This is a genomic window from Piscinibacter sp. XHJ-5, assembly GCF_029855045.1.
In the GTDB taxonomy this organism is placed as follows: domain Bacteria; phylum Pseudomonadota; class Gammaproteobacteria; order Burkholderiales; family Burkholderiaceae_C; genus Albitalea.
Window position 1 is genome coordinate 2,891,250 of record NZ_CP123228.1, and the last position, 26,179, is coordinate 2,917,428.

Genomic DNA, 26,179 nt, shown 5'->3' on the forward strand with positions numbered 1-26,179 from the left:
GGTCTCCTTGCGATCATTCCGAATGCCGGCGTCCGCGGCCGTAGACCAGCAGCATCGCGACGATGACGACGCCGTAGATCACATGCCGGCCGTATTCCTCGATCTGCATCACCGACAGGATCGACTGCAGCAAGGTGACGAGGATCACGCCGGCGACGGTGCCGAGATAGTTGCCGCGCCCGCCGAGGATCGACGTGCCGCCGAGCACCACGGCAGCGATGGCGGGCAGCAGGTAGGCGTCGCCCATGGCCTGCGCTGCCTTGCTCGCATAACCTGCCAGCAGCACGCCGCCGAATGCGGCCAGTCCTCCGGCAATGGCGAACGCGAGGATCACGACGAGATGGGTGCGAGCGCCGGACAGGTAGGCCGCGCGCTCCCGATTGCCGATCGCGTAGACGGTGCGTCCGAAGGTGGTGCGGCTCAGCAGGAAGATCGTGGCCGCGCCGACGACGAACCACACGATCAATGCGTTCGGGATCCCGAACAGCGTGTGGCCGGTGGCGATCGCGCGCATCGCAGGCGACGACGCGTCCTGCGGCGAGAAGCCGCCGGTGTGAACCACCATCAGGCCTTGGGCCACCGCATTGACTGCCAGCGTCGCGATCATCGAGGGGATGCGCAGCAGCGCCACCGCGCAGCCGCTCACCAGACCGAACAACACGCCGCAGCCGATGCCGACCGGGATGGCCATTGCCGCGCCGAGCGGTCCCCATCCCGTCGCGGCAGTGGCCATCATTCCGCCGACCGCCACCACCCAGGGAACGGACAGGTCGATGTGGCCGAGGAGGATCACGATCATCGTGCCCGACGCGATGACTCCGAGGAACGAGGCGACCTTGAGCTGCTGCAGCAAGTACTCCGGCGACAGGAAGCTGCCGGAATACAGGCTTCCCACCAGCAGCAGGAGCGCGATGCAGCCGAAGGCGGCGGCAACGGCCGGGTCGGCTCGCCGCCACATGGTCGCGATTGCCGTGCTGCGCATGCGCATCTCAACCATAGACATCCAGCCGATTCTTCACGCGCAGCAGCCGCGCCGAGCCCAGGCACACGGCGACCGCAAGCACGATGCCCTGAAACAGCGGCTGCCACAGCGGTTCGAGGTTGAACACGAAGAGCAGGTCGCCGATGGTGCGGAACATCAGGGCGCCGAAGATGGCCCCGACGGCGCTGCCTGAACCGCCGAACAGCGAGACCCCGCCGAGCACCACGGCGGCGATCGAGAACAGCGTGTAGGTGCTGCCGTTTGCCGCGGATGCCTCGCCCGAGTAGGTGACGAAGGTGACGAAGAGTCCGGCCACGGCCGCGAGCAGGCCGGACATGGTGTACGCCAGCAGCTTGGCTCGCTGGATGGGAACGCCCGACATGTAGGCCGCCACCTCGGACGACCCCACCGCGTACAGGGCCCGGCCGAGCGTGCTGCGGCGCAGCGGCGTCCAGACCAGCAGCACCAGCGCGAGCAGCAGCGCGAGGCTCGCCGGCACGCCGCCGGGCAGTTGACCGGTCAGGAGATCGGCCAGCGACGCATTGACGTCGCCGCCCGGCACGCGCCGCAGCGCCAGGGCGATGCCGTAGTACACCGACCCCGTGGCGATGGTGGTGACGATGGGCTGCAGCCTGCCCACGATGACGATCAGTCCGTTGACCGCACCGCACGCCGCGCCTGCCGCCAACACGCCGACCACGCCCAGTGCGGTGTTCAGCGGCGTGCCCACGACGATGGTCGATGCGAGGCAATTGGCCAGCACCATCACCATGCCGACCGACAGGTCGATGCCGGACGTGAGCACGACAAGCGTTTGCGCCATGGCGAGGATCGCGAGCAAGGTGCCCTTGTTGGCCGCCGTCGTCGCGACGTTGGCGTTGAAGCCCGCGGAATGATTGGCCGCGTAGATGGCGAACATCGCGACGAAGCCGAGCAACGCGAGCAGCGTGCCGCGATGCCGGCGAAAGTGGTAGGGCCAGTCGCTGTTCATGCCCGGGCCGCCTCGGGTTCGCTCTCTCGAGCGTCGAGGCCGAGATTCAGCGCGCTGCCCACGAGCGCACGCTCGGTGATGTCGGCGCCCACCAGCTCGCGCTTGACGGCGCCTTCGACCATGACGAGCACCCGGTCGCAACAGCCGATGAGCTCGTCGTAGTCGGTCGAGTAGAAGAGGATGGCCGCGCCTTCGGCGGCCAGCCGCCGCAGCAGCTCGTAGACCTCGTGCTTGGTGCCCACGTCGATGCCGCGGGTCGGGTCGTTGAGCAGGATGATCCGGGGCGCCACCATCAGCCACTTTCCGATGACCAGCTTCTGCTGGTTGCCGCCGGACAGCGACCCGGCCGGCACGTCGACGCCGTCGCTGCGCACCGACAGCAGCCGCACCATGCGCTGCACCGCCTCGCTCTCGGCCCCGGCGTCGATGACGCACCAGCGCGACAGGCGGTCGAGCCCGGCAAACGAGAGGTTGTGGCATACCGACATCGGCAGCATCAGCCCTTCGGTCTTCCTGTCCTCGGGGATCAGCGCCATGCCGATGTCCGGGCCCTTGGCCGCGCGAGGCCCCGTGATGGCGGCGGGCTTGCCGTCGACCAGCACTTCGCCCGACGTGCCGCGCAGGACGCCGAACAGCGCCAGCAGCAATTCACGCTGTCCTTGCCCGTCCAGGCCGCCCAGGCCGACCACTTCGCCGGCGTGCAGTCGCAGCGAGATGTCGACGAGACGGTCCGTCCATCCGAGGCGGCGCACTTCGAGGCGCGGCGTCGACTCGCGATCGACAACCGGGCTGCGGGCCGGGAAGACGCCGTCGTACTTGCGGCCGATCATCAACTCGACCACCTCGTTGTCCGTCTTGGTCCCGGCGGCGTAGTGGGCCACGGACCGGCCGTTGCAGAACACGGTGCACTCGTCGGCCAGCGCCGAGATCTCGTGCATGCGGTGCGAGATGTAGACCAGCGCCAATCCTTCGGCGCGCAGCCGCTTCAGAACGGCATAGACCTTCGTCACGTCCGCGGCCGTCAATGCCGACGTGGCTTCGTCGAGGATCAGCAGGCGAGGCTTGCGAGCGAGAGCCTTCGCGATCTCGACCATCTGCCGCCGCGACAACGGCAGGTCCTTGACCAAGGCCAGCGGATGGATGTCCTCGGCACCGGCGCGCGCAAGCGCCTCTTCGGCCATGCGGCGCTGCGCGCGGCGATCGATGAGTCCGAAGCGCCGCGGCGGGTTGCTGATGGCGATGTTGTCGGCGACACAGAGATCCGGGATCAGCGACAGCTCCTGGAAGACGCAGACGATGCCGGCCGCGTTGGCCGCTGCGGGCGAACGCAACGAGACCGGCGCTGCATCGAGCAGGATCGTGCCTTCGTCGGGCGGGACCACGCCGGCCATGATCTTGATCAGCGTCGATTTCCCGGCGCCGTTCTCGCCCAGCACCGCATGGATGCGGCCGGCCTCCACGGCCAGGTTGGCGTCGCGCAGCGCGTGCACGCCGCCGTAGCGCTTGCACACGCCTTGCACGTTCAGCAGGCTCATGCGGGCCGCCTCTCGCTTCGTTGCGGCCGGGGCTACTTGTTCGCCTCGGTCTGCCCCATGATTTCCTGCGCGGTGAAGTTGATGCCGCAGGTCGGGAAGGCGTTGCCCACGAAGAAGTTGTCCGAGAGCGCCGCGTAGTAGTCGGTGCCTTCTTTCAGGTTGGGAAACTCGACACGCGCCAGCGGCAGCTTCACCGACTGGGGAACGACCTTGCCTTCCAACGCGGCGATGGCGGTCTTCAGCGCCACGGCCACCTGTGCCGGGCCCGTCCCGCCGGAGGCGCATTTCAATCCTTCCCCGGCGAACTTCGCGCAGAACTTGCGAAAGCCGTTCTCGGTCTCGCCGCCGAAGGGGACGAACGGGTGCTTGGCGTCGATCAGTGCCTGCACGACGCCCGTGTCGCCGCCTTGCGCGGTGATGGCGTCGAAGCGCTTGTGCACGGCGAGCGCATCGGCCGTCACCTTCTGCGCCGTCGGATCGTCCCACTTGCCGATGACTTCGACGACGTCCCACTTCTTGCCGGATGCCTTCAGCACTTCCTGGATGCCCTCGTGCCGGTCGCGGTCGACCGAGGTTCCCGAAACGCCGCGCACCTCGAGCACCCGCCCGCCGCCGGGCACGTTCTTCACCAGCCATTCGGCCCAGTACTTGCCCAGGCCCTTCTGATCGACGTTGACGTTGATGGCATCTTCGGTGTCGAGCGTGTTGTCGAACGCCACCAGCACCACGCCGGCGTCGTTGGCACGCTTGATCACGGGCTTGAACGCGGCCGGGTTCTGCGCATTGACCACGATCGCGTCGTAGCCGGAGTCGATGAAGTTGTTGACGGCCGCGATCTGTGCGGCCACGTCCTCGCCGGTCGAGACGACCTTGAATTCCTTGAGCTTGGCGGCGACGTCCGGCTGCGCGGCATAGGCCTTGGCCGTCTTGATCATCTGGATGCGCCAGGTGTTGGCGATGTAGCCATTGGCAAGCGCCACGCGGTAGGGCCCCTTCTTCGCCGGGTACTGGAACAACTTCGTGTTCGCGGTCCACGGCGCGAAGCACTGCGGATCCGAGTTCGGCGCGGTCACCACCTTCGGTGGCGCAGCGAGAGCCGCGGTGCTCGAACACGCGGCGATGACGGCAATTGCGAGGAACGAAATGCGTTGGGGCGATGCGAACTTCGATGCCATGACTTTGTCTCCGTCAGTGATTCGTTGGCTTTATGGACGACCCGAAGGGTGGCTGGTGAGTGTCTTCAGTGGCATTCCCTCCTTTCGGCGCGGCAGGTCGGCTCCAGGGCGGTCAGCGCACGATGGCAGCCCGCCGGCGGCCCTTGATGTGCTCGGCCGGCATGGCCAGCGAGGGCAGCCTGCGGCGCGAGGCCAGCACCTGCTCGATGTCCTTGCTCGCACCGTCGATCAGCACCAGGATGGCTTTCTCGGCCTTCGACGGCGAACGTGCGATCACGGCATCCAGGACGGCGCGATGCAATGGCAGCGACTGCAATGCGCGATCCGGGCGGGCGGTGGAGATCACGAACGACGTGCGCAGCAGGGCGCCGAGCGCCTTGCTCATCTGCACCAGCATGCGGTTGTGGCAGGCGCGCAGCAGACCTTGGTGGAACCGCAGATCGTGGTGCACATAGTCGCCGCCGTTCTCGACGGCCTCCTTCATGCCCGCATAGGCCTGCTCCAGCTCCGCGATGTCCTGCTCGGTGGCCCGCTCGGCCGCCAAGCGGACGCCCGCGGGCTCGATCACCCGCCGAAGCTCCTGCAACTCGAGCAGGAATTCGCGTGTCAGGCCTGTTCTGGAATGCCATAGCACCACGTCTGCGTCGAACCAGTTCCATTGTTCGGAGTTCCGCACGCGCGTACCCAGCTTCGGGCCGGTGACGATCAGGCCCTTGGCCGACAGCGACTTGACCACCTCGCGGATCACCGTGCGGCTCACTCCCATTTCCTCGCACAACGCCGCCTCGGGCGGGATCGACGCGCCGGGGGGGTATCGCCCTGCGACGATCTGCTCGCCGAGCAGATCGAGTGTCGTGCCGTGGACGTTCTTGACGACCATGTTTACCGCCGTAAGGTCATACCATACTACGACTGTTTGACGTTCGAGGGAAGCACCGCCCCCGCTCCCAGCCAGCCGTCGCACGGCCTTGCTCGGTGTCGCCTGAAGGCCGATACCCGGCTGACACGCTGCGTTTACCGAACGTTTCGCTCCGACGTCCGCCGTTGGCAGGCCGTTTTCCACCGGCTTCTAGATTCATCTCATGCCTGTCACGAATCCAGGAGACATGCGATGAACACCCACCAACCATCCGGCTACGAGCTCCGCTTCCAGTCGCTGTTCGACGAAGGGCGCGGCTATGCCTTCCCCTGCGACGCCCAAGGACACGTGGACATCGACTCGCTGAGCGAGCGTGCGCGCCTGAACTACCTGTACGCCCGCACCGTCATCGGCCGCGAGTTCGCCATGCCGGCGGTGCGAGGCGCAAGCCTCCACTGATGCCGATGACCCGGCGCATCCTCGTCCTCCAGGCACATCCGGATTCCTCGCAGCCGCACTTCTGCCACGCGCTGGCCCGGGCCTACGCCGACGCAGCGCGCGCTGCGGGGCACGAAGTGCGTTGCATCGAGGTGGCGTCGATCGACTTTCCGCTGCTGCGAAGCAAGGCGCAGTGGGACAACGATCCGGTGCCGCCGGCGCTCGAAGCGGTGCAGGCCGACATCCGCTGGTGCGACCACCTCGTCTTCTTCTTCCCGCTGTGGCTGGGCGGCATGCCGGCCCTGCTCAAGGGCTTCCTGGAGCAGGTCGCACGGCCCGGGTTCGCGATCGCGCCCTTTAGCGAAGGACACCTCCCGAAGAAGCTGCTCGCCGGCCGCTCCGGCCGCGTGGTGGTCACCATGGGCATGCCGGCGCTGGTGTATCGCTGGATCTTCCGCGCCCACAGCCTGAAGGCGCTGGAACGCAACATCCTCGGGTTCGTCGGCATCGCGCCGGTCCACGAGACGCTGATCGGCTCGGTCGAAGGACTCACGCCCGCGCAGCGCGAGGGGTGGCTGCGCAAGCTGGCGGCGCTCGGCAAGGCGGCGAGATAGAGCGAAACCGTCTGCCGCCTTGACCGGGATCAACCGTCGTCGATCGAGGCCACCGCACCATTGCCTCATTCCTCTTTCCTCTCGGAGATGTCATGAAGATCCTGCTGCCGGTGGACGGAAGCGACTACACCAAGCGCATGCTTGCCTACATCGCGGCCCACGACGAGCTGCTCGGCCCCGGTCACGAGTACACGGTGTTCACCGCCGTCGCACCGGTCCCGGGGCATGCGGCGCGCTACCTCGATCGCGGCACGCTGGACCAGTTCTACAGCGATCAGGCGCAAGAGGTGATGCGGACGGTGACGCGGTTCGCCGACCAGCAGGGCTGGAAAGTTCGTGTCGCTCATGCCGTGGGCCATGCGCCGGAGGCCATCGCGGCCTTCGCCGAAGTCGAGAAGCCCGACCTGATCGTGATGGGCACGCACGGTCACACCGCGCTGGGTAACGTGCTTCTCGGCTCCGTCGCCAGCGGCGTGCTGGCGCGCTGCAAGGCGCCGGTGCTGCTGGTCCGTTGAGCGAAGGGCCATGAGCGAGGTGGCTTGCGCGGCCGCCGACGGAGCGCGTGTGTCCGTGCTCGACGATCCGGTCGAGCTCGACACGTTCACCCGCTGGCAGGCCGGCCCCCCAGGCACGCGCGTCGCGGAGTCGTCGCTGCGCGTCGGCGGCATGCATTGCGCGGCCTGCGCCGCCACCATCGAGCAGGTGCTGCGCGGCTTGCCCGGCGTGCTCGATGCGCGCGTGAGCGCCGCCTCGCAGTGCGCGAGCGTGCGCTGGGACACGGGCCGCACGCGCGCTTCGGCCCTGGTGCAGACCATCGAGGCGGCGGGCTACAGCGCAGTGCCGGACACCGCGGCGGCTGCACGTCGGCAGCGCCGCAGGGAAGCGCGGTCCGCGCTCTGGCGCCTGTTCGTCGCCGCCTTCTGCGCCATGCAGATCATGATGCTCGCCACGCCGGCCTACGTGAGTGCGCCCGGCGAGCTGCCGCGCGATCACAAGCAGCTGCTCGACTGGGGAAGCTGGCTGCTGACGCTGCCGGTGCTGTGGTTCTCCGCGGCGCCGTTCTTCGCCGGCGCCTGGCGCTCGTTGCAGCGGCGGCGCGTGGGCATGGATGTGCCGGTCGCGATCGGCATCGCGGTCGCCTTCGTGGCGAGCAGCGGCGCCGCCTTCGACCCGGGCGGCGCCTTCGGCAACGAGGTGTGGTTCGATTCCCTCACGATGTTCGTCAGCTTCCTGCTTGCGGGACGCTACCTGGAGATGCGCGCCCGGCACCGCGCCGAAGCCTCCCTCGAGGAGGCGACCGGCCGCCTGCCGCAAAGCGTGATGCGGCTGCTGCCGGAAGGCGGCCTGGAGATGGTCAGCGCCAGGCGGCTGCGTGCGGGAGACCTCGTGCGTGTGCCGGTGGGCCAGGCGTTCGCCGCCGACGGCGTGCTTACCGAAGGCTCGACGCAGGCCGACGAATCGCTGCTGACCGGCGAGTCCCGAGCGGTCGCGCGGCGCCCCGGGGATGCGGTGGTCGCGGGCAGCCTGAACCTCGAAGCCCCGGTGGTGATGCGCGTCGAGCGAGCCGGTGCCGACACGCGCTACGAGGCCATCGTGGCGCTGATGCGCGCCGCGCGCGCACAACGTCCCGCCATGCTGGCAACGGCCGACCGGTGGGCCGGCCCCTTCCTGTGGGGCGTGCTGCTGCTCGCCGCGGCGGCCGGTGCCGCCTGGAGCGTCATCGATCCCACGCGCGCCCTGTGGGTGGTCGTGTCGGTGCTGATCGTCACCTGTCCGTGCGCGCTCTCGCTGGCCGCGCCGTCCGCGCTTCTGGCGGCGGCCGGCGCGATGGGGCGGCGCGGGTTGCTGCTGCGCGACCTCGATGCCGTGCAGCGGCTGGCTCGCATGCAGACCCTGTTCGTCGACAAGACCGGCACCCTGACCGAAGGACAGCTGCGCTGCGTCGAGGTGAGGCGTCTCGACGACGCCACGCAGGCGGAGGGCATCGCCGCGTCGCTGGCCGCATGGTCGAGCCACCCGCTGTCCGTCGCGCTGCGCGAGTCGTTCGCCGCCGTCCCTCGGCAATGGAAGGATGTCCGGGAGACTGCCGGCCAGGGGCTGGAGGCGGTCGATGAAGCGGGATGCCGCTGGCGGCTGGGATCGCCGGCCTTCGCGGGATGGGGCGGGGCGAACGTGTCCACCGGATCGGTGGACACGGGCGCCGACACCTGGCTCGGCCGCGACGGCCGTCCGCTCGCGCGCTTCATCTTCGACGAGCGCCTGCGCGACGACGCGGCCGCCGCCGTCGGCGCGCTCCAGGACGAAGGCGTGCGCATTCGCCTGCTGTCCGGAGACGACCCGCACCGCGCGCAACGCATCGCCGCACTGCTGGATCTCGACGCCGCGTCCGGGGCGATGTCGCCCGACGACAAGCTTGCCGCCGTGCGGGCAGCACAGGCGCGCGGCGAGCTGGTGGCGATGCTCGGCGACGGCATCAACGACGCGCCGGTGCTCGCGCAGGCCGACGTCTCGTTCGCGATGGGGGAGGGCGCGCTCGTCGCTCGCACCCAGGCCGACGGCGTGCTTGTCTCCAGCCGGCTGGGCGACCTCGTGCGTGCGCGCGTGCTGGCGCAGCGGACCTTGCGCGTCATCCGGCAGAACTTCATCTGGGCCGCCGCCTACAACGCCGCCTGCGTGCCGCTGGCGCTCGTCGGCTGGCTGCCGCCGTGGGCGGCCGGACTCGGCATGGCGGCCAGCTCGCTGATCGTCGTGCTGAACTCGCTGCGCCTCTCGCGGTAAGACGGCGGCGTGGACATCCTCTATCTCCTGATCCCGCTCTCGGCCGTGCTGGTGCTGGGCATCCTCGGCGTGTTCGCCTGGGCGCTGCACGGCGGCCAGTTCGATGACCTGGAGGAGCAGGGCGCACAGATTCTCGACAGCGACGCAGACGCCTTTGATCGGCATCAAGGCCCATAGGCCCGCCGCATCGAAAAATTCGACCGTCGTCCCTTGATGCGAAGAACGGAGGTCCCGATGGTTGCGAACGCGCAAGCTGCTGCGCCGGTGAGCTACACCGATGAACCCGTGCGCGGCTTTGCGCTGGCCGCCGTCCTGTGGGGCGTGGTGGGCATGCTGGTCGGCGTGGTCATCGCCGCGCAGCTCGCCTTCCCCGACCTGTTCTACGGCATCCCCTGGCTCAGCTACGGCCGGCTGCGCCCGCTGCACACCAACGCGGTGATCTTCGCCTTCGGCGGCTGCGCGCTGTTCGCCACCAGCTACCACGTGGTGCAGCGCACCTGTCAGGTCCCGCTGTTCCTGCCGCGCCTGGCGCAGTTCACCTTCTGGGGCTGGCAGGCGGTGATCCTGCTGGCCGCCGTCACCCTGCCCATGGGCTACACCAGCGGCAAGGAGTACGCCGAGCTCGAGTGGCCGATCGACCTGCTGATCGCGGTGGTGTGGGTCGCCTACGCCATCGTCTTCTTCGGCACCGTCGGCAAGCGCCGCGTGCGCCACATCTACGTGGCCAACTGGTTCTTCGGGGCCTTCATCATCACCGTCGCGGTGCTGCACATCGTCAACAGCGCAGCCATGCCCGCGAGCTTCTGGAAGAGCTACTCCGCCTATGCCGGCGTGCAGGACGCGATGGTCCAGTGGTGGTACGGGCACAACGCCGTCGGCTTCTTCCTCACGGCCGGCTTCCTGGGAATGATGTACTACTACATCCCGAAGCAGGCCGAGCGCCCGGTGTACAGCTACCGGCTGTCGATCGTGCACTTCTGGGCGCTCATCTTCACCTACATGTGGGCGGGCCCGCACCACCTGCACTACACCGCGCTGCCCGATTGGGCGCAGTCGATCGGCATGCTGTTCTCGCTGGTGCTGCTGGCGCCGAGCTGGGGCGGGATGATCAACGGCGTGATGACGCTGTCGGGCGCCTGGCACAAGCTGCGCGACGACCCCATCCTCAAGTTCCTCATCGTCGCGCTCAGCTTCTACGGCATGGCGACCTTCGAGGGGCCGATGATGTCGGTGAAGACGGTCAACGCGCTGTCGCACTACACCGACTGGACGGTCGGGCACGTGCACGCCGGCGCGCTCGGCTGGGTGGGCCTGATTTCCATGGGCTCGCTGTACTACCTGATCCCGCGCATGTACGGCCGCACGGCGATGTACAGCGTGCCGGCGATCAACCTGCACTTCTGGATCTCGACGCTCGGCATCGTGCTCTACATCGCCGCGATGTGGATCGCCGGCGTGATGCAGGGCCTGATGTGGCGCGCGCTCAACCCCGACGGCACGCTGGTCTACACCTTCGTCGAGAGCGTCAAGGCGACCTGGCCGTTCTACATGGTGCGTCTCGTGGGCGGCCTGCTGTACCTGGGCGGCATGGGCGTGATGGTGTGGAACGTCGTGATGACGATGCGCGCCGGGCGGGCGGTGGCGGCGCCGATCCCGAGGCTGGCGGCCGCTTGAGCGATCGAATCGATATGAACTCCGGGAAGTCGAGATGACGATGGACAACGCAAAACCCACCGGTCACGAGCGCATCGAGACCAGCAATTTCCTGATGATCGTGCTGATCCTCGTGGTCATCGCGGTCGGCGGGCTGGTCGAGATCGTGCCGCTGTTCTTCCAGCGCTCCACCACGCAGCCGGTGGCCGGGCTCAAGCCCTACGAACCGCTGCAGCTCGTCGGCCGCGACGTGTACCTGCGCGAAGGTTGCTACAACTGCCACTCGCAGATGATCCGCCCGCTGCACGCCGAGACGCTGCGCTACGGCCACTACTCGGTGGCCGGCGAGTTCGTCTACGACCATCCTTTCCAGTGGGGCAGCAAGCGCACCGGCCCCGACCTGCACCGCGTCGGCGGCAAGTACAGCGACGAGTGGCATCGGCTGCACTTGGCGGGTCCGCGCGACCTGGTGCCCGAGTCGAACATGCCCGCCTATCCGTGGCTGGAGAGCAATGCGATCGATCCCGACAGCGTGCCGCCGCGCCTCGCCGCGCTGAGGCGCCTGGGCGTGCCCTACAGCGAGGCCGACATCGCGAGGAGCGCCGAGTCGGTCAAGGGCAAGACGGAGATGGACGCCATCGTGGCGTATCTCCAGGCGCTCGGAACCCACGTCAAGTGAGGAGGGCGCTTCCATGGACCTGAACGACCTGCGCAGTGCGGTCACCCTGCTCGGCCTTTGGCTGTTCATCGGCCTGGTGGCCTGGACCTGGCGGCCGGCCCGCCGGCGTGCGCACGACGCGGCAGCCCGCCTGCCCTTCGACGGCGACGCCCCCGACAGCGACAACGGAGCCCACTCATGAGCGACTTCTTCAACAACGGCTGGTCGATCTACATCGCGGTCGCGACCGTCGTCGGCCTGGTGGCCTGCCTGGCGCTGCTCATCATCGCCGCACGCCGCCGCGTGATGGCCACCGACAACACCACCGGCCACGTGTGGGACGAAGACCTGCGCGAGCTCAACAACCCGCTGCCGCGCTGGTGGATGTGGCTGTTCGTGCTGACGGTGGTGTTCTCGGCCGCCTACCTGGCGCTCTATCCGGGACTGGGCAGCATGCCCGGGCGTTTCGGCTGGACCAGCGTCGCGCAGCATCAGAACGAGCAGGACCAGGCGCGTGAGGCTGCGGCGCCGCTGTTCGTGCGCTACGCCGCCATGCCGGCGGCGCAGCTTGCGCGCGATGCCCAGGCGATGGCCATCGGCGAGCGGCTGTTCGCGAACAACTGCGCCACCTGCCACGGCGCCGACGCACGCGGCAGCAAGGGCTTCCCGAACCTGACCGACCGCGACTGGCTGTGGGGCGGCACGCCGGAGCGGATCGCCGAGACCATCGCCAACGGCCGCCAGGGAAGCATGCCGCCGATGGCGGCGGCGGTGGGCAACGGGGATGACGTGCGCAACGTGGCCAACTACGTGCTGAGCCTGTCGGGCGGAACGGACAGCATTTCGGCGCAGCTCGGCCGCTCCAAGTTCACCGCCTGCGCGGCCTGCCACGGCAAGGACGGCAAGGGCAACCAGGCGCTGGGCGCGCCCGATCTCACCGACAACGTGTGGCTGCACGGCTGGGGCGAGGCCGCCGTCGTCGCGATGATCAACAAGGGCCGGACCAACGTGATGCCCGCGCACCGCACGCGCCTCACGCCCGAGCAGATCCACGTGCTGTCCGCCTACGTGTGGGGCTTGTCCAACCCGCCGACGACGTCGCCGTGAAGCGGTCGAGATGAGCCACAAAGACGGCGCGGCCGCCCGCGTCATCCCGATCAAGCCGGTGCCGGCGCCAGCGGCCGAGCCGCAGCGGGTCTCGCTGTACGAGAAGCACAAGAAGATCTACCCGCGCTCGGTGAGCGGGTGGTTCGCGCGCTGGCGCTGGGCGATGGTGTGGCTGACGCAGGCGCTGTTCTACGGGCTGCCGTGGCTGCCGTGGAACGGCCGCCAGGCGATGCTGTTCGACCTGGCGGCGCGGCGCTTCTACATCTTCGACCTCGTGCTCTACCCGCAGGACTTCATCTACCTGACGGGGCTGCTGGTGCTCTCGGCCTTCGGGCTGTTCTTCGTCACCGCGCTCGGGGGCCGGCTGTGGTGCGGCTATGCCTGCCCGCAGACCGTCTACACCGAGATCTTCCTGTGGGTGGAGCGGCGCATCGAAGGCGAGCGCGGCGCACGCATGAAGCTCGACGCCGGTCCGTGGACGATCGACAAGCTGCGCCGCAAGGCCGCCAAGCATGCAGTGTGGCTGGCGATCGGGCTGTGGACCGGCTTCACCTTCGTCGGGTACTTCACCCCCATCCGCACCTTGTGGGCCGAGTCGTTCACGCTGGCCTTCGGCCCGTGGGAGTGGTTCTGGGTCAACTTCTACGGCCTGGCCACCTACGGCAACGCCGGCTTCCTGCGCGAGCAGGTGTGCAAGTACATGTGCCCGTACGCGCGCTTCCAGAGCGCGATGTTCGACCGCGACACGATGATCGTGAGCTACGACGCGGTCCGCGGCGAGCAGCGCGGCAAGCGCGGCCGCGGCGCCGACCTGAAGGCGGCAGGCCTGGGTGACTGCATCGACTGCGGCCTGTGCGTGCAGGTGTGCCCGGTCGGCATCGACATCCGCGACGGCCTGCAGTACGAGTGCATCGCCTGCACCGCCTGCATCGACGCCTGCGACGGCGTGATGGACAAGATGAAGTACCCGCGCGGACTGATCCGCTACGCCACGCAGAACGGGCTGACGCAGCGGCTGTCGCGGCAGCACATGCTGCGCCGGGTGCTGCGTCCGCGGGTGCTGGTGTACGCCTGCGTGCTGCTCGCCATCTCGGCCGCCTTCGTCACCGGACTCGCCTTGCGCCACACCCTCAAGGTCGACGTGGTGCGCGACCGCAGCTCGCTGGCTCGCCTGGTGGAGCAGGGGCACATCGAGAACCTGTACCGGCTGCAGCTGATGAACGCGACCGAGCGGGAGCGGCACTATCGCGTGAGCGTGCAGGGCATCCCCGGCGCCGCGCTCACGTCGTCGCTCGAGGTGACGGTGCTTCCGGCGCAGGCCCGCTGGATCACGCTGGCGGTTCGCGTGCCCCCGCACTCCGCGCAGGCCCTCGGTCCCGGCGCGCATCCGTTGCGCTTCCAGGTGGCCGCCGTCGAGGACGACTCGACCACCGTGACCGAGAAGTCGACCTTCGTCGTTCCGCGCTGAACAAGGAGACGCTCATGAATCAGGACCTGACCCTGCCCGCGCTGCCGTGGTGGCGAGCGCCTGCCGCGTGGCTGGTGGTGGGCGGCCCCGCGATCGTGGTGGTGGCCAGCGTCGCGACCCTGGCGATCGCGGTGCGCGGCGGCGACGTGCCGCTGCGCACGGCGCCCGAAGTGGCGGCGCCTTCGATGACCCCGGCCACGCAGGCACGCAACCATGCGGCCGCACCTCGTCGCTGACGGCGCGCTGCAAGGCGCCGGCGCCTCGCAGCGGCGTCCGTTCCGCGAGCGCGCCCTGCTGATCCTGTGGCCGTCGTTCCTGATGGCCGGCGTGCTCGAGATGCTGGTCTTCGCTGTCGTGGACCCGGGCACCATGCACTGGTTCGGCGCAGACCCGATCGATTGGTCGCCCAGCGCGGTCTACTCGGTGACCTTCTTCATCTTCTGGGGAGCAGTCGCGACGTCGGGGGCGATCACGGCACTGCTGGAGGCGCCGGTCGACTGACACAGGCCATTCCGGGGTCGCGTTCCCGGATGCTGGTGCCTGCTGGAACTTGCCCGGCGACCGGAGTAGCCTTGCGCACCGCGCATGCGCAGGCGCTTCGCCGCATGCCGGCGCCAGGGGGCCTTGATGCACAAGAATCTCGACGGGTCCGTGCTGACCCACAACCCGGATGCCGTCGTCATCCTCGACACGAACGGCGCCGTCCGCTACTGGAACACCGCCGCGGAATCGATCTTCGGCTATGCCGCCGAGGAGGTGCTCGGCCAGCCGCTGGTCAACCTGATCGTCACGCCGGATCACCGAGGGCATTTCGAGGGGCTGCTGGCACAGGCCGAAACAGAGGGGCTGTGCGTGGACGAGTCGGTGCGCAGCCGCAAGGATGGCGCCCTGCTCAATGTGAGCGGATCGACCCGGGCGGTGCGCGACGCGGCCGGCCAGGTCGACCATTTCATCCTCACCCAGAAGGACGTCACGCCGCTGAAGACGGCACGCGACAGCAAGCTGGTGGCCTCGAAATACGGCGAGCTCCTGGAGCACACGCCCGACGCCATCCTGATCGTGAACGTGACCGGTCGCATCGTGCTGGCGAACGCGCAGGCGCAGGCGCTGTTCGGCTACGACCATGCCCAGCTCGCCGGCCAAGCGGTGGAAACGCTGCTGCCCGAGCAGTACCGGCAGGCGCACCTGGGGCACCGCGGGCGCTTCCTCGCGCAGCCGCGAACGCGGGCCATGGGCGCGGGGCTGGAGCTGTTCGGCCAGCGCCGGGAAGGCGAGCGCTTTCCCGTGGAGATCAGCCTGAGCCCGCTCGCGACGGAGGAGGGGCCGATGGTCATGTGCGCGGTGCGCGACATGACCGACCGCCAGGAAGCCCGCCGCAAGTCCGATCGCAAGTTCCGCGACCTGCTCGAGTCGGCCCCGGACGCCATGGTGATCGTCAACGGGGCCGGGGACATCGTGCTGGTGAACTCGCAGGCGGTGCGCCTGTTCGGCTGGCGGGCCGAGGAGCTGCTCGGCCGTCCCATCGAGACGCTGGTGCCGCAGCGCTTTCGCGCCGCCCATCCCGGTCACCGGTCCGGCTTCTTCGCCCATCCCAAGGTGCGGCAGATGGGCGCGGGACTGGAGCTCTACGGCCTGCGCAAGGACGACACCGAATTCCCGGTGGAGATCAGCCTGAGCCCGATCCAGACCGAAGACGGCCTGCTGATCGCCAGCGCCATCCGCGATGCCAGCGAGCGCAAGCACAGCGAGCGCCTGCTGCAGGAGACGAACCGGCTGAAGAGCGAGTTCCTTGCCAACATGTCGCACGAGCTGCGCACGCCGCTCAACGGCATCCTCGGCTTCTCGGAGCTGCTGATCGACCAGCGTGCCGGCGTGCTCACGGACAAGCAGAAGGAGTACCTCGGCGACATCCACGAATGCGGCAAGCATCTTCTGCAGGTCATCAACGACGTGCTGGACCTGTCCAAGGTCGAGGCGGGCCGGATGGAGGTGCATCCCGAGGAGTTCTCGCCGCGCGCCGCGATCGGCGCCGTGTGCGCGGTGATCACGCCCCTCGCGCGCAAGAAACGCATCCAGCTCCACCCGCCTGCCGCGTCGCCTGTGGACACGGTCACGCTGGACGTGCAGAAGTTCAAGCAGGTCCTCTTCAACCTGCTGTCCAATGCCGTGAAGTTCACCAACATCGGAGGACGCATCGATGTCACGCTCGACCTGGAGCCGCCGGACATGCTGCGGGTGATGGTGAAGGACAACGGCATCGGCATCGCGGCGGCCGACATGGGCCGCCTCTTCGAGGCGTTCCGGCAGCTCGACGGCGGGCTGTCGCGGCGCTACGAAGGCACGGGCCTCGGACTCGCGCTGACCCGCAAGCTGGTGGAACTGCAGGGCGGCCGCGTGGACGTGGAAAGCCAGCAGGGGCTGGGCAGCACCTTCAGCGTGCTGCTCCCGCTGCGGCTGCCCGCGCCGAAACGGCCGGCCTGAGGCTGCCATGGCCGCGCGCATCCTGGTCGTCGACGACAACCGCGTCAACCGCAAGCTCGCCTGTGACCTGCTCGCGCTGGAAGGTCACGAGGTGCAGGAGTGCGAGGACGCGGAGCAGGCCAGGGAACTGCTCGAAGCCGGCGGCAGGCCGGATCTCATCCTGATGGACATCGCGCTGCCCGGCATGGATGGCCTCACGTTCACCCGCGAGATCAAGGCCGACCCACGCTTCGCCGCCATGCCCGTCGTCGCGATGACGGCCCTGGCGATGAAGGGGGACGAGCAGAAGGCGTTGGCGGCGGGTTGCAGCGGCTACATCACCAAGCCCATCGACACACGCCGGCTGCCCTTGCAGGTGACGGAGTTCCTCGACGCTGCGCGGCTCGCCCGCTCCCGCCTCAACGTCATGATCGTCGAGGACCACCGGATCGACCTGAAGCTGGCGGGCGACTGCGTGCTGCTCAGCGGCCATGTCGTGCTGAGCAGCACCACGGCGGAAGAAGCGCTGGGGCGCCTGCAGGACGGCCATCCCGATGTCGTGCTTCTCGACCTCAACCTGCCGGGCATGGATGGTCTGAGCTTCGTGCGCCTGCTCAAGGCCGATCCGAAGATGCAGCGCCTGCCGATCGTGGCCGTCACGGCTTATCCCGATGTGTACCAGCGCGACGAGCTGATCGCCGCCGGCTGTTCCGCCTACCTCGTCAAGCCGGTCGACCTGCGCATGCTGCTGCAGGAGCTGGAGCGAGTGGCCACCCGGACGGGGTAGCCCTCAGCACGCGGCGGCGTTCACCAGCTTCTGCAAGGCGTCCTGATCCAGGATCCGGATCTGCCGCTGCTTCACCTGCAGCAACCCGTCCGCCTGGAAGCGGGAGAAGCACCGGCTCACCGTCTCCAGCTTGAGCCCCAGGTAGGTCCCGATCTCTTCGCGTGTCATGCGCAGCACCAGCGACGAGGCCGAGAAGCCGCGTGCCTGCAGCCGCTGCGCCAGGTTCAGCAGGAATGCCGCCAGCCGTTCCTCGGCGCGCATGCTGCCCAGCAGCAGCATCACGCCCTGGTCGCGCACGATCTCCCGGCTCATGATCTTGTGGAACTGCCGCTGCAGGTCGGTGAACTCGTGCGACAGGTGCTCGAGCTGGCCGTACGGGATGACGCACACCTGCGAGTCTTCGAGCGCCACCGCATCGCAGCTGTGGCGGTCGTTGCTGATGCCGTCCAGCCCCAGCAGCTCGCCGGCCATCTGGAAGCCGGTGACCTGGTCGCGGCCGTCTTCCGACGACACCCGAGTCTTGAAGAAGCCGGTGCGCACCGCATACACCGCTTCGAAGGGATCTCCGGTGCGAAACAGCACGTCGCCGCGGCGCACGGTGCGGCGCATGGCCACCATCGTGTCAAGCCGCTCGAGCTCGGCTTCGGAGAAGCCCACCGGCAGGCAAAGCTCGCGCAGGTTGCAACTCGAGCACGCGACCTTCAGTGCAGCGGCCCGCAGCGGTGGGGAGGTGGGAGTCATGGACGGCAACTCGTGATGCGTGTCGACGTGGGCGATTGTTCTGCCGCGGCCGCGCGCGGGACTTGCGCCACGTCAAGGTCGCGGGCAAGGCGCATCGGCACCATGCCGGGCATGTCCGCCTCGCCTTCCACTGTCGTCACGCCGCGCGCCGATGCGCCCTCCGTGCTCCCGCAGGCGCTGCTGAAGCGCTTCGATGCGCCAGGCCCGCGGTACACCTCGTACCCCACGGCCGATCGCTTCGTCGAGGCCTTCGGTCCCGTCGACTGCGCCCGCGCGCTGTCGCAGCGGGTTCGCGGCGCGACGGTGGGCGCGGCTGCGCCGTTGTCGGTGTACGTGCACATCCCGTTCTGCGAATCGGTGTGCTACTACTGCGCCTGCAACAAGGTGATCACGAAGCACCACGAGCGGGCGAGCGCGTACTTGGAGGCGCTGGACACCGAGATCGACCTCGTGCTGGCCGCGCTGGGCAGCGGCCAGCACGTGTCGCAGCTGCACTTCGGCGGCGGCTCGCCCACCTTCCTGAGCGATGCGGAGCTCGACCGCGTGATGGCCACGCTGCGAAGGGCGTTCCGCTTCACCGGCGGCTGCGAGCTGTCGATCGAAGTCGATCCGCGCACCGTGACGCCGGCCCGCCTGGCGCACCTGCGCCAGCTCGGCTTCAATCGCATCAGCTTCGGCGTGCAGGACTTCGACCCGCAGGTGCAGCAGGCGGTGCACCGCGTGCAGCCCTTCGCGAACGTGCGCGACCTGATGGCCAGCGCCCGCGGACTGGGCTTCGACTCCATCAACGCCGACCTCATCTACGGCCTGCCTCGGCAGACGCAGGAGAGCTTCGCGCGCACCGTGGACCGGATCGGCGAGCTGCGGCCCGACCGCATTGCCTTGTACGCCTACGCGCACCTGCCGCAGCGCTTCAAGCCGCAGCGACGCATCGTGGCCGACGAGCTGCCCCAGCCCGCGCAGCGCCTGGCGATGCTGGGCGGCGCCATCGCAGGCTTTCTCGCTCGCGGCTACAGCTACATCGGGATGGACCATTTCGCGCTCGCCGACGATGCGCTCGCCGTCGCCAAGCGGCAGGGCCGGCTGCACCGCAACTTCCAGGGCTACAGCACGCAGCCGGACTGCGACCTGATCGGCCTGGGCGTGTCGGCCATCGGCCGCATCGGTGCGAGCTACTACCAGAACGCCAAGACGCTGCCGGAGTACTACGACGCCTTGCGGCAGGGCCAGCTTCCGGTGGTGCGCGGCATCGCCTTGAGCCGCGACGATCTGCTGCGCAGGGCTGTGATCATGGCGCTGATGTGCCAGGGGCGGGTGGAGTTCGAGTCGATCGAGCTGGCGCACCTGGTGAAGTTCGGCGAGGTCTTCGCCAGCGAGATGGAGCAGCTCGCGCCGCTGGCGCAGGCCGGGCTGGTCGAGATCGAGCCGCGGGCGATCCAGGTCACCGCCGCGGGCTGGTACGTCGTGCGCGCGGTCGCGATGGTGTTCGACCGCCATCTGCGGAACGATCGGCTGCGCGAGCGCTTCTCGCGAATCATCTGATGGACATGCCGCTGGTCCTCGCCGGCCTCGCGATGGGCGTCGCCGCGTCGCCGCATTGCGCGGCGATGTGCGGCGCGCCCTGCGCCGCGCTGACGAGCGGCTGCAAGCGCAACGCGGGCGGCTTTCATCTGGGGCGCGTGCTCGGCTACATGGCGGGTGGCGCGGTCGCGGCCAGCAGCGTGGCGGCGCTGGGCGCGTGGAGCCAGGCCGCGCCGGCACTGCGGCCGCTGTGGACCCTGCTGCACCTGGCGCTGCTGTCGCTCGGCCTGTGGTGGCTGGTCACGGGGCGGCAGATGCCCTGGATGAACCGCAGCGGTGCCGTGCCCGTGCGCCTCGTGGCGCAGCGTCGGCGTCCGTGGCGATCGGGTGCGGCGGGGCTCGCATGGGTGGCCTGGCCCTGCGCGGCATTGCAGGGCGCCCTGCTGTTGTCGGCGTTGGCCGGCAGTCCGCAGGGCGGCGCGTTCGTGATGGCGGCGTTCGCGGTCGGGTCGATGCCGGCGCTGGTGGTCGGACCGTGGGCATGGGGACGCTGGCGGGCCATGCGCAGCGGCGGCTCGGCGCCGGCAGCGATGGGCACGATGGCCTTCCGGCTTGCGGGGATGGGGTTGCTGCTGGGGTCGGGATGGGCCTTGACGCATGGGGTGTGGCAGCGGGTGGCGGCCTGGTGCGTGGGGGCGTGACCACACCAGAGACTTGTGTGCGCTGGCAGACAGTCAAGCCGAAGCGATGCACGCACAGTCGGCGGCATGGCCTCTGCAGAAAATCAACTGATCGCGCTGCTGCCACGGGGCGAGCGCGCATCCTTGCTGGCGGCCTGCGAAACGGTACGGCTCGACCTGGGCACCGTGTTGTGCGAGCCCGGGGAAGCGACACGCCATGTGTACTTTCCCAACGATGGGTTCATCTCGCTGGTCTCGAAGATCGAAGGCGAGCCGGGCCTCGAGGTCGGCATGGTGGGACGCGAAGGCATGCTGGGGGCGCAGCTCGCCCTCGGCGTGAGCAGCATCCCGCTGCATGCGCTGGTGCAAGGCGCGGGCACGGCGCGGCGCGTGTCGGCGGCGCGGTTCGGCGACGAGCTCTCCGCTGGCAAGGCGCTGCAGTCGGCGCTGAACCGCTACGTGTACGTGCTCATGGCGCAGCTCGCGACGTCGGCCGCCTGCACGCGCTTCCACAAGGTCGAGCCGCGGCTGGCCCGCTGGCTGCTGATGACCCAGGACAGGGCGCACTCGGACAGCTTCCACCTGACCCACGAGTTCTTGGCGAACATGCTGGGCGTGCGCCGCGTCGGCATCACCGCTGCCGCCAGCGATCTGCAGCGGCACGGTCTCATACGCTACCGCCGGGGCGACATCACCGTGGTCGATCGCGCCGGTCTGGAAGCGGCTGCCTGCAGCTGCTACGAGGCCGATCGGCGCGCCTACGACGCGACGCTGGGGTGAAGCAGCGGCAGCGCCGCCCCTCGCTCTGCGGCTCGAGGAGTCGTTTGCGAGGGCGTGGGAGTACTGGCTGTGAGGCCTGGAGCTGGATCAGGGGCGCACGGCAATCTGGTTCTTGACCGACTTCACGCCGCTGACCTTGGCCGCCACCGTCCCGGCCGTGGCCTTCTCCGTCGCGTTCTTCGCAAAGCCCGACAGCATCACGTTGCCGTTGAGGGTTTCGACGTGGATGCTGGCGGCGTCGACATCCTTGTTGTCGATGAAGCGGCTCTTGACCGAGGTCGTGATGGTCGCGTCGTCAACGTAGGCGCTCACGGTCTCCTGGCCACGGGTGACCGCGCAGCCGGATGCGATCAGCAGCGTCAACGCCGCAAGGATGGTCGTGAAAGAGGTGCGCAGGGGCATGGTGGTTCTCCAGTGGAAGTGGTTTCGCTGACCGGGCCGCGGACGCGCCCGGTTCGATCCTTCACTCTAGGCGCATCGCGCGGCGCGGTCTGTGCGGCAGCGCACCACTCGCTCGGTCAGACGCCGTACGGCGGCAGGGTGGTCAGCCGCGGGTCCTCGACGGCGCCTCCGACCGTGAAGTGATAGAGCGACTGGAACGCCGTGTCGCTGAACCCCATCACCTCGTGGACCGGGTCGTCGAAGAAGCAGCCGATCCCTGTCGCACGCAGGCCGATCGCCTCCGCTTCGACGTAGAGCAGCTGCCCGATCACCCCGGTCTCCCAGAAGAGCCTTCGATAAAACCATGGCCCGCGCTGGCGCAACGAGGATTCGAACTCCGCGATCATCCCCAGCGAGAACGCGCCGTCTCCGGCGATTTCCTGTCCGCAGCTCAGCTGAGCCGCCAGCGCCCGCACATCGGCCTGCTGCAGCAGGAACAGCGGCAGGTCCCTCGGGCAGTCGGGTGGCGCGCTCCAGGAGTACTGCCGGTACGTCGCCCTTCGCAGCCAACCGATCTTCGATGCGTCGCGCGCAAGGATGTAGAGGCCGGGCGCAAGGCCATCGACGCGATGCACGAACAGCGCCAGATGAATCGAGGGCGCCCACGGCAAGGCGTCCCATGGCATCGGCCGTTGACAGACGGCTCGATCAGCCTGCGGCATGACACGCAGCAGCATCGTGAAGAAGGAGTCCGCCGAGACGGATGTGGTGGCGTCGAACGCGAGCGCGCTGCGCCGCTGACGGATGAGCTGCGCGGCGCGTTGCCCAGGCGGGTGGGAGACAGCCGATGCCAGGGCGGAGGTGTCGGCCGGCGCCTCGACCCACCGATGGTCGCCATGCAGTGCGACCACATCGAATTCGGCCGTGGTCTTCCACGATGCGGCTTCCACCTGCCGGATGATGTCCCAGTGCACGGGGTCTGCCCGACTCAGTCGATTGGCCCTGCCGTGCCAGCGGCGGGGCGGCGCCTGCGCAGCATCGGCATCGAGGAAGAGCGGCAGCGAGACCGCCTGCGGGGCCGCGAGACTGCTGGATTCGTCGGCCGGCCAGATGACGGCGAGGCAGTCGGGATGCTCGCGTTCCGCTTTCTCGAAGTCGCCATCTCGATCCACTCCCAGCAGGCGGGCCACCGTGTGATCCGACATGCCGTCCAGCAGCAGCATCCGCCACCCGAGCATCTGGGCCGCGATGCGCGCGCTGCCAATGGCATGTCCCACGTCATGCTGGCAATAGCGGAATGCTCGCTCTCCGTACTTCCATGATTCGCGCCAGTGCACCGAGGTGAAGCCGAGGAGGAATGCGCGGCGAGGAAAGGCCCGCAGCAGCGGCTGGAACGATTCCTTCTGCCACTCGGCGCGCAGCTCGAGTGCATGTTCCTTGCTCGCGTAGTGATAAAGGCCGGGCGCCGATCCGACGCCCTCGACCTCGTCGATGAGCAGATAGGCTTCGGTCGGGTGCAGGTTTCCGCTGGAGGGGTTCGCTCGAAGGGCCCAGCGGACATCGCCGGCCTGCTTCCACGCCGAGATCGCCAGCGAACACTCGAGAAAGCGTGAAAGGGTGGCGGCGGTGAGCGCGGCGCTCGCGATCGCGCCATCGCGGTAGAGGTCCTCGTACGGCGGCGAGGCCGGCTCGTCGTCGGGCTTCAGGCGCGGCAAGGCGACCAGCGGCGACCCCGTGTAGCGTCGAAAGGGATCAGGCTGATTCGCCCAATCCAGCATGCCCGGTGAACGCGCATGGCGCAGGAAGTGATGCTTGGTCTGTTGGTGATAGCGCACGACGGCGGCCAGCGCTTCGCCCGCCGGCGCGGCCTGCGCAAGGTCGTTCCGGGCGCGGCCGTTCATGCGCTGAAGGCAGCCGCTCCGCTGACGGCCTGCCCCACCGCGGGATCGCCGGAGTCGCCACCGCGGCACGCCGCGAGAAAGAGCAGAAGGGCCGCCATGACCGCGACCCCGATCGCACCGGCGAGCACGGCCCCCGCGGCCCGTGCCACCAGACGGCGTTGAAAGGAACTCGGTGCGTTGCGGATCTTCATGGCGTCATGATGGGACCCGCCCGCAGCGCGCGTCTGTGCACTGCCGCTCACAGCGCGGGCTCGTTGGAGCGATGGCCACCGTGGGGCCACCCTCCATCCGGCACATGCCGTCGGTACGTTGGCGCACAGACCAGCGGGCGGCCTTGTTGCATCTTGGGGACAGGCGCGGATGTGCATTTCCGGCGTCCGAAGGAGATCGGTCATGGACAAGTCAACGGCGGTCGCGGCCTCCCAGATCCGCTATGAGCTCCGGTTCACCGGTCTGTTCGACCGAGGGCGCGGCTACGCTTTCCCTTGCGATGCGGGGGGAAAGGTCGACGTCGACTGCCTCACGGATCGCGGCCGCACGAGCTATCTGTTTGCTCGCGCGGTCGTCGGGACTGAGCTGTCCGAGCCCATTGTCTTGCCGGTGCCTTGACCAGCGCCGTGGGGGTGACCACCCCGCCCGTCGAGCGTGAAGCGAGCGACCCAGCGACTGAATCCATGGAAAGCCAAGAGAGCACTCGGACGGCAGCTCCTCTGGCAAGCCGGGCCGGAAGGGATGCCAATGCCGTGCAGATTGCCGACGCGATGATCGCGACGTGGCAGGAAATCGACGCCGCCCTCACCCCCATCATCGGACGCAAGGGCGTTGTCGCGCTCTACAAGCGCAGCCTCTACCTCACGGTTGCGGCCCATCCGTGGCTGGCAGGCGTGCATGAGGGCAGCCAGGCGGAACCCGATCTCGAAGCCTTGAAATCGGTCGTCGCGAAACAGGGCAGCGCCGAGGCGGCGGCCGGTGCCAACGCCCTGTTGCAGACCTTCAACCAGTTGCTGGGCAGCCTCATCGGACCCTCGCTCACCGGGCGGCTGCTCCGCTCCGCATGGGCGGACGCCCCGAGCGGCCCGCCCGCGCAGGACACCAATCCATGACGACCAAAGTGACGATCAACCGTCTGGCCACCGGCGTGCCGGGACTGGACGAGGTGCTCGGCGGCGGACTGCCGGAGTTCTCGTTCAACCTCATCGCCGGGCCGCCCGGCTGCGGCAAGACGACGCTCGCGCACCAGATCATGTTCGCCCTTGCGACGCCGCAACGACCGGCGCTGTACTTCACGGTGCTGGGCGAGCCGCCGTTGAAGATGCTGCGCTACCAGCAGCAGTTCCACTTCTTCGACGGCGAAGCGATCAACCGGTCGATCCGCTTCATCAACCTGTCGGACGAGACCCGGGAGGGCGACCTCGACAAGGTGTTGCGTCGCATCACCGCGGAGGTCGAGGCGCACGGGCCCGGCCTCGTCTTCGTGGACTCGTTCCGCTGCGTCGTGCTCGCCGACGGCATCGAAGGCAGTCCGCCCCGCAACCTGCAGCAGTTCGTGCAGCAGCTGGGCATCCTCATGACGAGCTGGCAGGCCACGACCTTCCTCATCGGCGAATACTTCACCGAGGTGGACGCCAACCCGGTGTTCACCGTAGCCGATGGGCTGATCTGGCTGCGCCAGAGCGTGCAACGCAACTCCATGGTCCGCAAGATGGAGATCATGAAGATGCGCGGGCAGCCCACCCGGCCGGGGCTGCACACGTTTCGAATCAACAGCGCCGGCCTCGAGGTGTTCCCGCCCGCCGGGGTCGCCGCAGCCGGCACCGAGGCGCGCGCACCGGCCGGTGATCCCCGGCTTCGGACGGGCGTGTCGCGTCTGGACGAGATGCTCGGCGGCGGCGTGCCGCGCGGTTATTCGGTGCTCGTCGCCGGCCCGTCCGGATCGGGCAAGAGCATCCTGACCGCGGCCTTCCTCGCCGAGGGCGCGCGCTGCGGCGAGACGGGCGTCGTCGCCGTCTTCGAGCAGCACCCGCGCCGGTCGCGCAATCGCGTGCTCGCGGAGCTGATCGACAGCGGGCGCATCGGCCTGGTCGACAGCCGGGCGCCCGATCTCTCGATCGACGAGATCGTGCTGCTGCTCATGAGCGAGATCGGCCGTCTCAAGGCAAGCCGCGTCGTCATCGATTCGCTCTCCGGCTTCGAGCTGGCGCTCGCGCCGACCTTCCGGGACGACTTTCGAGAGTCGCTGTCGCGGCTGGTCACCGCGCTGGCGGCGGCCGGCGTCACCGTGATGATGACGTCCGAACTGGAGGACCGCTATACCGACTTGCGCTTCAGCCCCTATGGCACGGCGTTCCTGACCGACGCGATCATCGTGCAACGCTACATCGAGGTCGACAGTCGCCTGCTGCGCGTGATGGCCGTCGTCAAGGTTCGGGCAAGCGCGCACTCGCACGAGCTGCGCGTGTTCAGCATCGATGACGACGGCATCCACGTGGGTGAGAGGCTGACCGATCAAGAGGGCCTGCTGGGCGGGCGGCCGACGAGGAAGCCCGCCTCCGATACACCGTGAGCGCGACAGCCGATCCGAACCAAGACGTCGCGGCGAAAGCGGCGCGCGAGCTCGCAGCGTTGCGGCAAGAGGCCGAGCGGGCGCGCACCGAACTGGATCAGCTGCGC

General features: G+C 68.7%; 29 protein-coding genes. 20 read left to right on the forward strand and 9 right to left on the reverse strand.

Features of this window, described 5'->3' with window-relative positions; translation table 11 throughout:
* Positions 1-13: 13 nt before the first annotated feature.
* The 5 genes from P7V53_RS13600 to P7V53_RS13620 all read right to left on the reverse strand — a co-directional run bounded on the left by P7V53_RS13600 (position 14) and on the right by P7V53_RS13620 (position 5,563).
* Positions 14-1,003, reverse strand: a complete 990-nt coding sequence (locus P7V53_RS13600; protein WP_280156004.1) for an ABC transporter permease — start codon at positions 1,001-1,003, stop codon at positions 14-16.
* Positions 990-1,973: an ABC transporter permease gene (locus P7V53_RS13605; protein ID WP_280156005.1), complete on the reverse strand. Its 984-nt coding sequence runs from the start codon at positions 1,971-1,973 to the stop codon at positions 990-992. The genes P7V53_RS13600 and P7V53_RS13605 overlap by 14 nt, the downstream gene beginning before the upstream one ends.
* Positions 1,970-3,508: a sugar ABC transporter ATP-binding protein gene (locus P7V53_RS13610; protein WP_280156006.1), complete on the reverse strand. Its 1,539-nt coding sequence runs from the start codon at positions 3,506-3,508 to the stop codon at positions 1,970-1,972. The genes P7V53_RS13605 and P7V53_RS13610 overlap by 4 nt, the downstream gene beginning before the upstream one ends.
* A gap of 32 nt (positions 3,509-3,540) precedes the next feature.
* Positions 3,541-4,683 (reverse strand): sugar ABC transporter substrate-binding protein, encoded by a 1,143-nt coding sequence (locus P7V53_RS13615; protein ID WP_280156007.1) that lies wholly within the window; start codon positions 4,681-4,683, stop codon positions 3,541-3,543.
* 112 nt (positions 4,684-4,795) lie between these two features.
* The gene (locus P7V53_RS13620) at positions 4,796-5,563 is read right to left on the reverse strand and encodes a FadR/GntR family transcriptional regulator (RefSeq protein WP_280156511.1); all 768 of its coding nucleotides are present in this window, start codon (positions 5,561-5,563) and stop codon (positions 4,796-4,798) included.
* Between the two features lie 231 nt (positions 5,564-5,794).
* Here P7V53_RS13620 and P7V53_RS13625 point away from each other — a divergent pair, with 231 nt between their 5' ends.
* The 14 genes from P7V53_RS13625 to P7V53_RS13690 all read left to right on the forward strand — a co-directional run bounded on the left by P7V53_RS13625 (position 5,795) and on the right by P7V53_RS13690 (position 17,505).
* On the forward strand, positions 5,795-6,001 hold the full coding sequence (locus tag P7V53_RS13625) for a hypothetical protein (RefSeq protein WP_280156008.1): 207 nt from the start codon (positions 5,795-5,797) through the stop codon (positions 5,999-6,001).
* A gap of 5 nt (positions 6,002-6,006) precedes the next feature.
* Entirely contained in the window at positions 6,007-6,594 is a 588-nt protein-coding gene (locus tag P7V53_RS13630; protein ID WP_280156009.1) for an NAD(P)H-dependent oxidoreductase, read from the forward strand.
* Between the two features lie 92 nt (positions 6,595-6,686).
* Positions 6,687-7,109, forward strand: a complete 423-nt coding sequence (locus P7V53_RS13635; RefSeq protein WP_280156010.1) for a universal stress protein — start codon at positions 6,687-6,689, stop codon at positions 7,107-7,109.
* 10 nt (positions 7,110-7,119) lie between these two features.
* Complete coding sequence (locus tag P7V53_RS13640; RefSeq protein ID WP_280156011.1) at positions 7,120-9,372, forward strand: cation-translocating P-type ATPase; 2,253 nt, start codon at positions 7,120-7,122, stop codon at positions 9,370-9,372.
* 9 nt (positions 9,373-9,381) lie between these two features.
* Positions 9,382-9,549: a cbb3-type cytochrome oxidase assembly protein CcoS gene (gene ccoS, locus P7V53_RS13645; protein WP_280156012.1), complete on the forward strand. Its 168-nt coding sequence runs from the start codon at positions 9,382-9,384 to the stop codon at positions 9,547-9,549.
* A gap of 57 nt (positions 9,550-9,606) precedes the next feature.
* The gene (ccoN, locus tag P7V53_RS13650) at positions 9,607-11,046 is read left to right on the forward strand and encodes a cytochrome-c oxidase, cbb3-type subunit I (protein WP_280156013.1); all 1,440 of its coding nucleotides are present in this window, start codon (positions 9,607-9,609) and stop codon (positions 11,044-11,046) included.
* Positions 11,047-11,080: 34 nt separating this feature from the next.
* On the forward strand, positions 11,081-11,704 hold the full coding sequence (ccoO, locus tag P7V53_RS13655; protein WP_280156014.1) for a cytochrome-c oxidase, cbb3-type subunit II: 624 nt from the start codon (positions 11,081-11,083) through the stop codon (positions 11,702-11,704).
* 13 nt (positions 11,705-11,717) lie between these two features.
* Positions 11,718-11,885: a CcoQ/FixQ family Cbb3-type cytochrome c oxidase assembly chaperone gene (locus P7V53_RS13660; RefSeq protein WP_280156015.1), complete on the forward strand. Its 168-nt coding sequence runs from the start codon at positions 11,718-11,720 to the stop codon at positions 11,883-11,885.
* Entirely contained in the window at positions 11,882-12,790 is a 909-nt protein-coding gene (gene ccoP, locus P7V53_RS13665; RefSeq protein ID WP_280156016.1) for a cytochrome-c oxidase, cbb3-type subunit III, read from the forward strand. Before P7V53_RS13660 ends, ccoP begins: the two co-directional genes overlap by 4 nt.
* Before the next feature lie 10 nt (positions 12,791-12,800).
* Positions 12,801-14,258 carry a cytochrome c oxidase accessory protein CcoG gene (gene ccoG / locus P7V53_RS13670; protein WP_280156017.1) on the forward strand — a complete coding sequence of 486 codons (1,458 nt, stop codon included), beginning with the start codon at positions 12,801-12,803 and terminating at the stop codon, positions 14,256-14,258.
* A 14-nt stretch (positions 14,259-14,272) separates the two neighbouring features.
* Positions 14,273-14,494 (forward strand): nitrogen fixation protein FixH, encoded by a 222-nt coding sequence (locus P7V53_RS13675; RefSeq protein WP_280156018.1) that lies wholly within the window; start codon positions 14,273-14,275, stop codon positions 14,492-14,494.
* Positions 14,472-14,759 (forward strand): hypothetical protein, encoded by a 288-nt coding sequence (locus P7V53_RS13680; protein ID WP_280156019.1) that lies wholly within the window; start codon positions 14,472-14,474, stop codon positions 14,757-14,759. Before P7V53_RS13675 ends, P7V53_RS13680 begins: the two co-directional genes overlap by 23 nt.
* Before the next feature lie 126 nt (positions 14,760-14,885).
* Complete coding sequence (locus P7V53_RS13685) at positions 14,886-16,739, forward strand: PAS domain S-box protein (RefSeq protein WP_280156020.1); 1,854 nt, start codon at positions 14,886-14,888, stop codon at positions 16,737-16,739.
* 7 nt (positions 16,740-16,746) lie between these two features.
* Complete coding sequence (locus tag P7V53_RS13690) at positions 16,747-17,505, forward strand: response regulator (RefSeq protein WP_280156021.1); 759 nt, start codon at positions 16,747-16,749, stop codon at positions 17,503-17,505.
* A 3-nt stretch (positions 17,506-17,508) separates the two neighbouring features.
* On the opposite strand, the gene fnr is transcribed toward P7V53_RS13690, so the two are convergent.
* Positions 17,509-18,246, reverse strand: coding sequence for a fumarate/nitrate reduction transcriptional regulator Fnr (gene fnr / locus P7V53_RS13695; protein WP_280156022.1), 738 nt, complete (start codon positions 18,244-18,246; stop codon positions 17,509-17,511).
* A gap of 111 nt (positions 18,247-18,357) precedes the next feature.
* Between fnr and hemN the strand changes: the two genes are divergently transcribed.
* The 3 genes from hemN (at position 18,358) to P7V53_RS13710 (ending at position 21,227) form a co-directional block, all read left to right on the forward strand.
* Complete coding sequence (gene hemN / locus P7V53_RS13700) at positions 18,358-19,788, forward strand: oxygen-independent coproporphyrinogen III oxidase (protein ID WP_280156023.1); 1,431 nt, start codon at positions 18,358-18,360, stop codon at positions 19,786-19,788.
* Positions 19,788-20,468, forward strand: a complete 681-nt coding sequence (locus P7V53_RS13705; RefSeq protein WP_280156024.1) for a sulfite exporter TauE/SafE family protein — start codon at positions 19,788-19,790, stop codon at positions 20,466-20,468. Before hemN ends, P7V53_RS13705 begins: the two co-directional genes overlap by 1 nt.
* A 66-nt stretch (positions 20,469-20,534) precedes the next feature.
* Entirely contained in the window at positions 20,535-21,227 is a 693-nt protein-coding gene (locus P7V53_RS13710; protein ID WP_280156025.1) for a Crp/Fnr family transcriptional regulator, read from the forward strand.
* Between the two features lie 87 nt (positions 21,228-21,314).
* Here the strand turns inward: P7V53_RS13710 and P7V53_RS13715 are convergent, their stop codons facing one another.
* The 3 genes from P7V53_RS13715 to P7V53_RS13725 all read right to left on the reverse strand — a co-directional run bounded on the left by P7V53_RS13715 (position 21,315) and on the right by P7V53_RS13725 (position 23,700).
* Positions 21,315-21,629 (reverse strand): BON domain-containing protein, encoded by a 315-nt coding sequence (locus P7V53_RS13715; RefSeq protein WP_280156026.1) that lies wholly within the window; start codon positions 21,627-21,629, stop codon positions 21,315-21,317.
* A 116-nt stretch (positions 21,630-21,745) separates the two neighbouring features.
* Positions 21,746-23,509: a SagB/ThcOx family dehydrogenase gene (locus tag P7V53_RS13720; protein ID WP_280156027.1), complete on the reverse strand. Its 1,764-nt coding sequence runs from the start codon at positions 23,507-23,509 to the stop codon at positions 21,746-21,748.
* A complete protein-coding gene (locus P7V53_RS13725; protein WP_280156028.1) occupies positions 23,506-23,700 on the reverse strand; it encodes a hypothetical protein in 195 nt (64 codons plus the stop codon). Before P7V53_RS13725 ends, P7V53_RS13720 begins: the two co-directional genes overlap by 4 nt.
* A gap of 202 nt (positions 23,701-23,902) precedes the next feature.
* Between P7V53_RS13725 and P7V53_RS13730 the strand changes: the two genes are divergently transcribed.
* The 3 genes from P7V53_RS13730 to P7V53_RS13740 all read left to right on the forward strand — a co-directional run bounded on the left by P7V53_RS13730 (position 23,903) and on the right by P7V53_RS13740 (position 26,072).
* Positions 23,903-24,118, forward strand: a complete 216-nt coding sequence (locus P7V53_RS13730; protein WP_280156029.1) for a hypothetical protein — start codon at positions 23,903-23,905, stop codon at positions 24,116-24,118.
* Between the two features lie 65 nt (positions 24,119-24,183).
* Complete coding sequence (locus P7V53_RS13735) at positions 24,184-24,612, forward strand: hypothetical protein (protein ID WP_280156030.1); 429 nt, start codon at positions 24,184-24,186, stop codon at positions 24,610-24,612.
* Positions 24,609-26,072, forward strand: coding sequence for an ATPase domain-containing protein (locus P7V53_RS13740; protein WP_280156031.1), 1,464 nt, complete (start codon positions 24,609-24,611; stop codon positions 26,070-26,072). Before P7V53_RS13735 ends, P7V53_RS13740 begins: the two co-directional genes overlap by 4 nt.
* Positions 26,073-26,179: the final 107 nt, after the last annotated feature.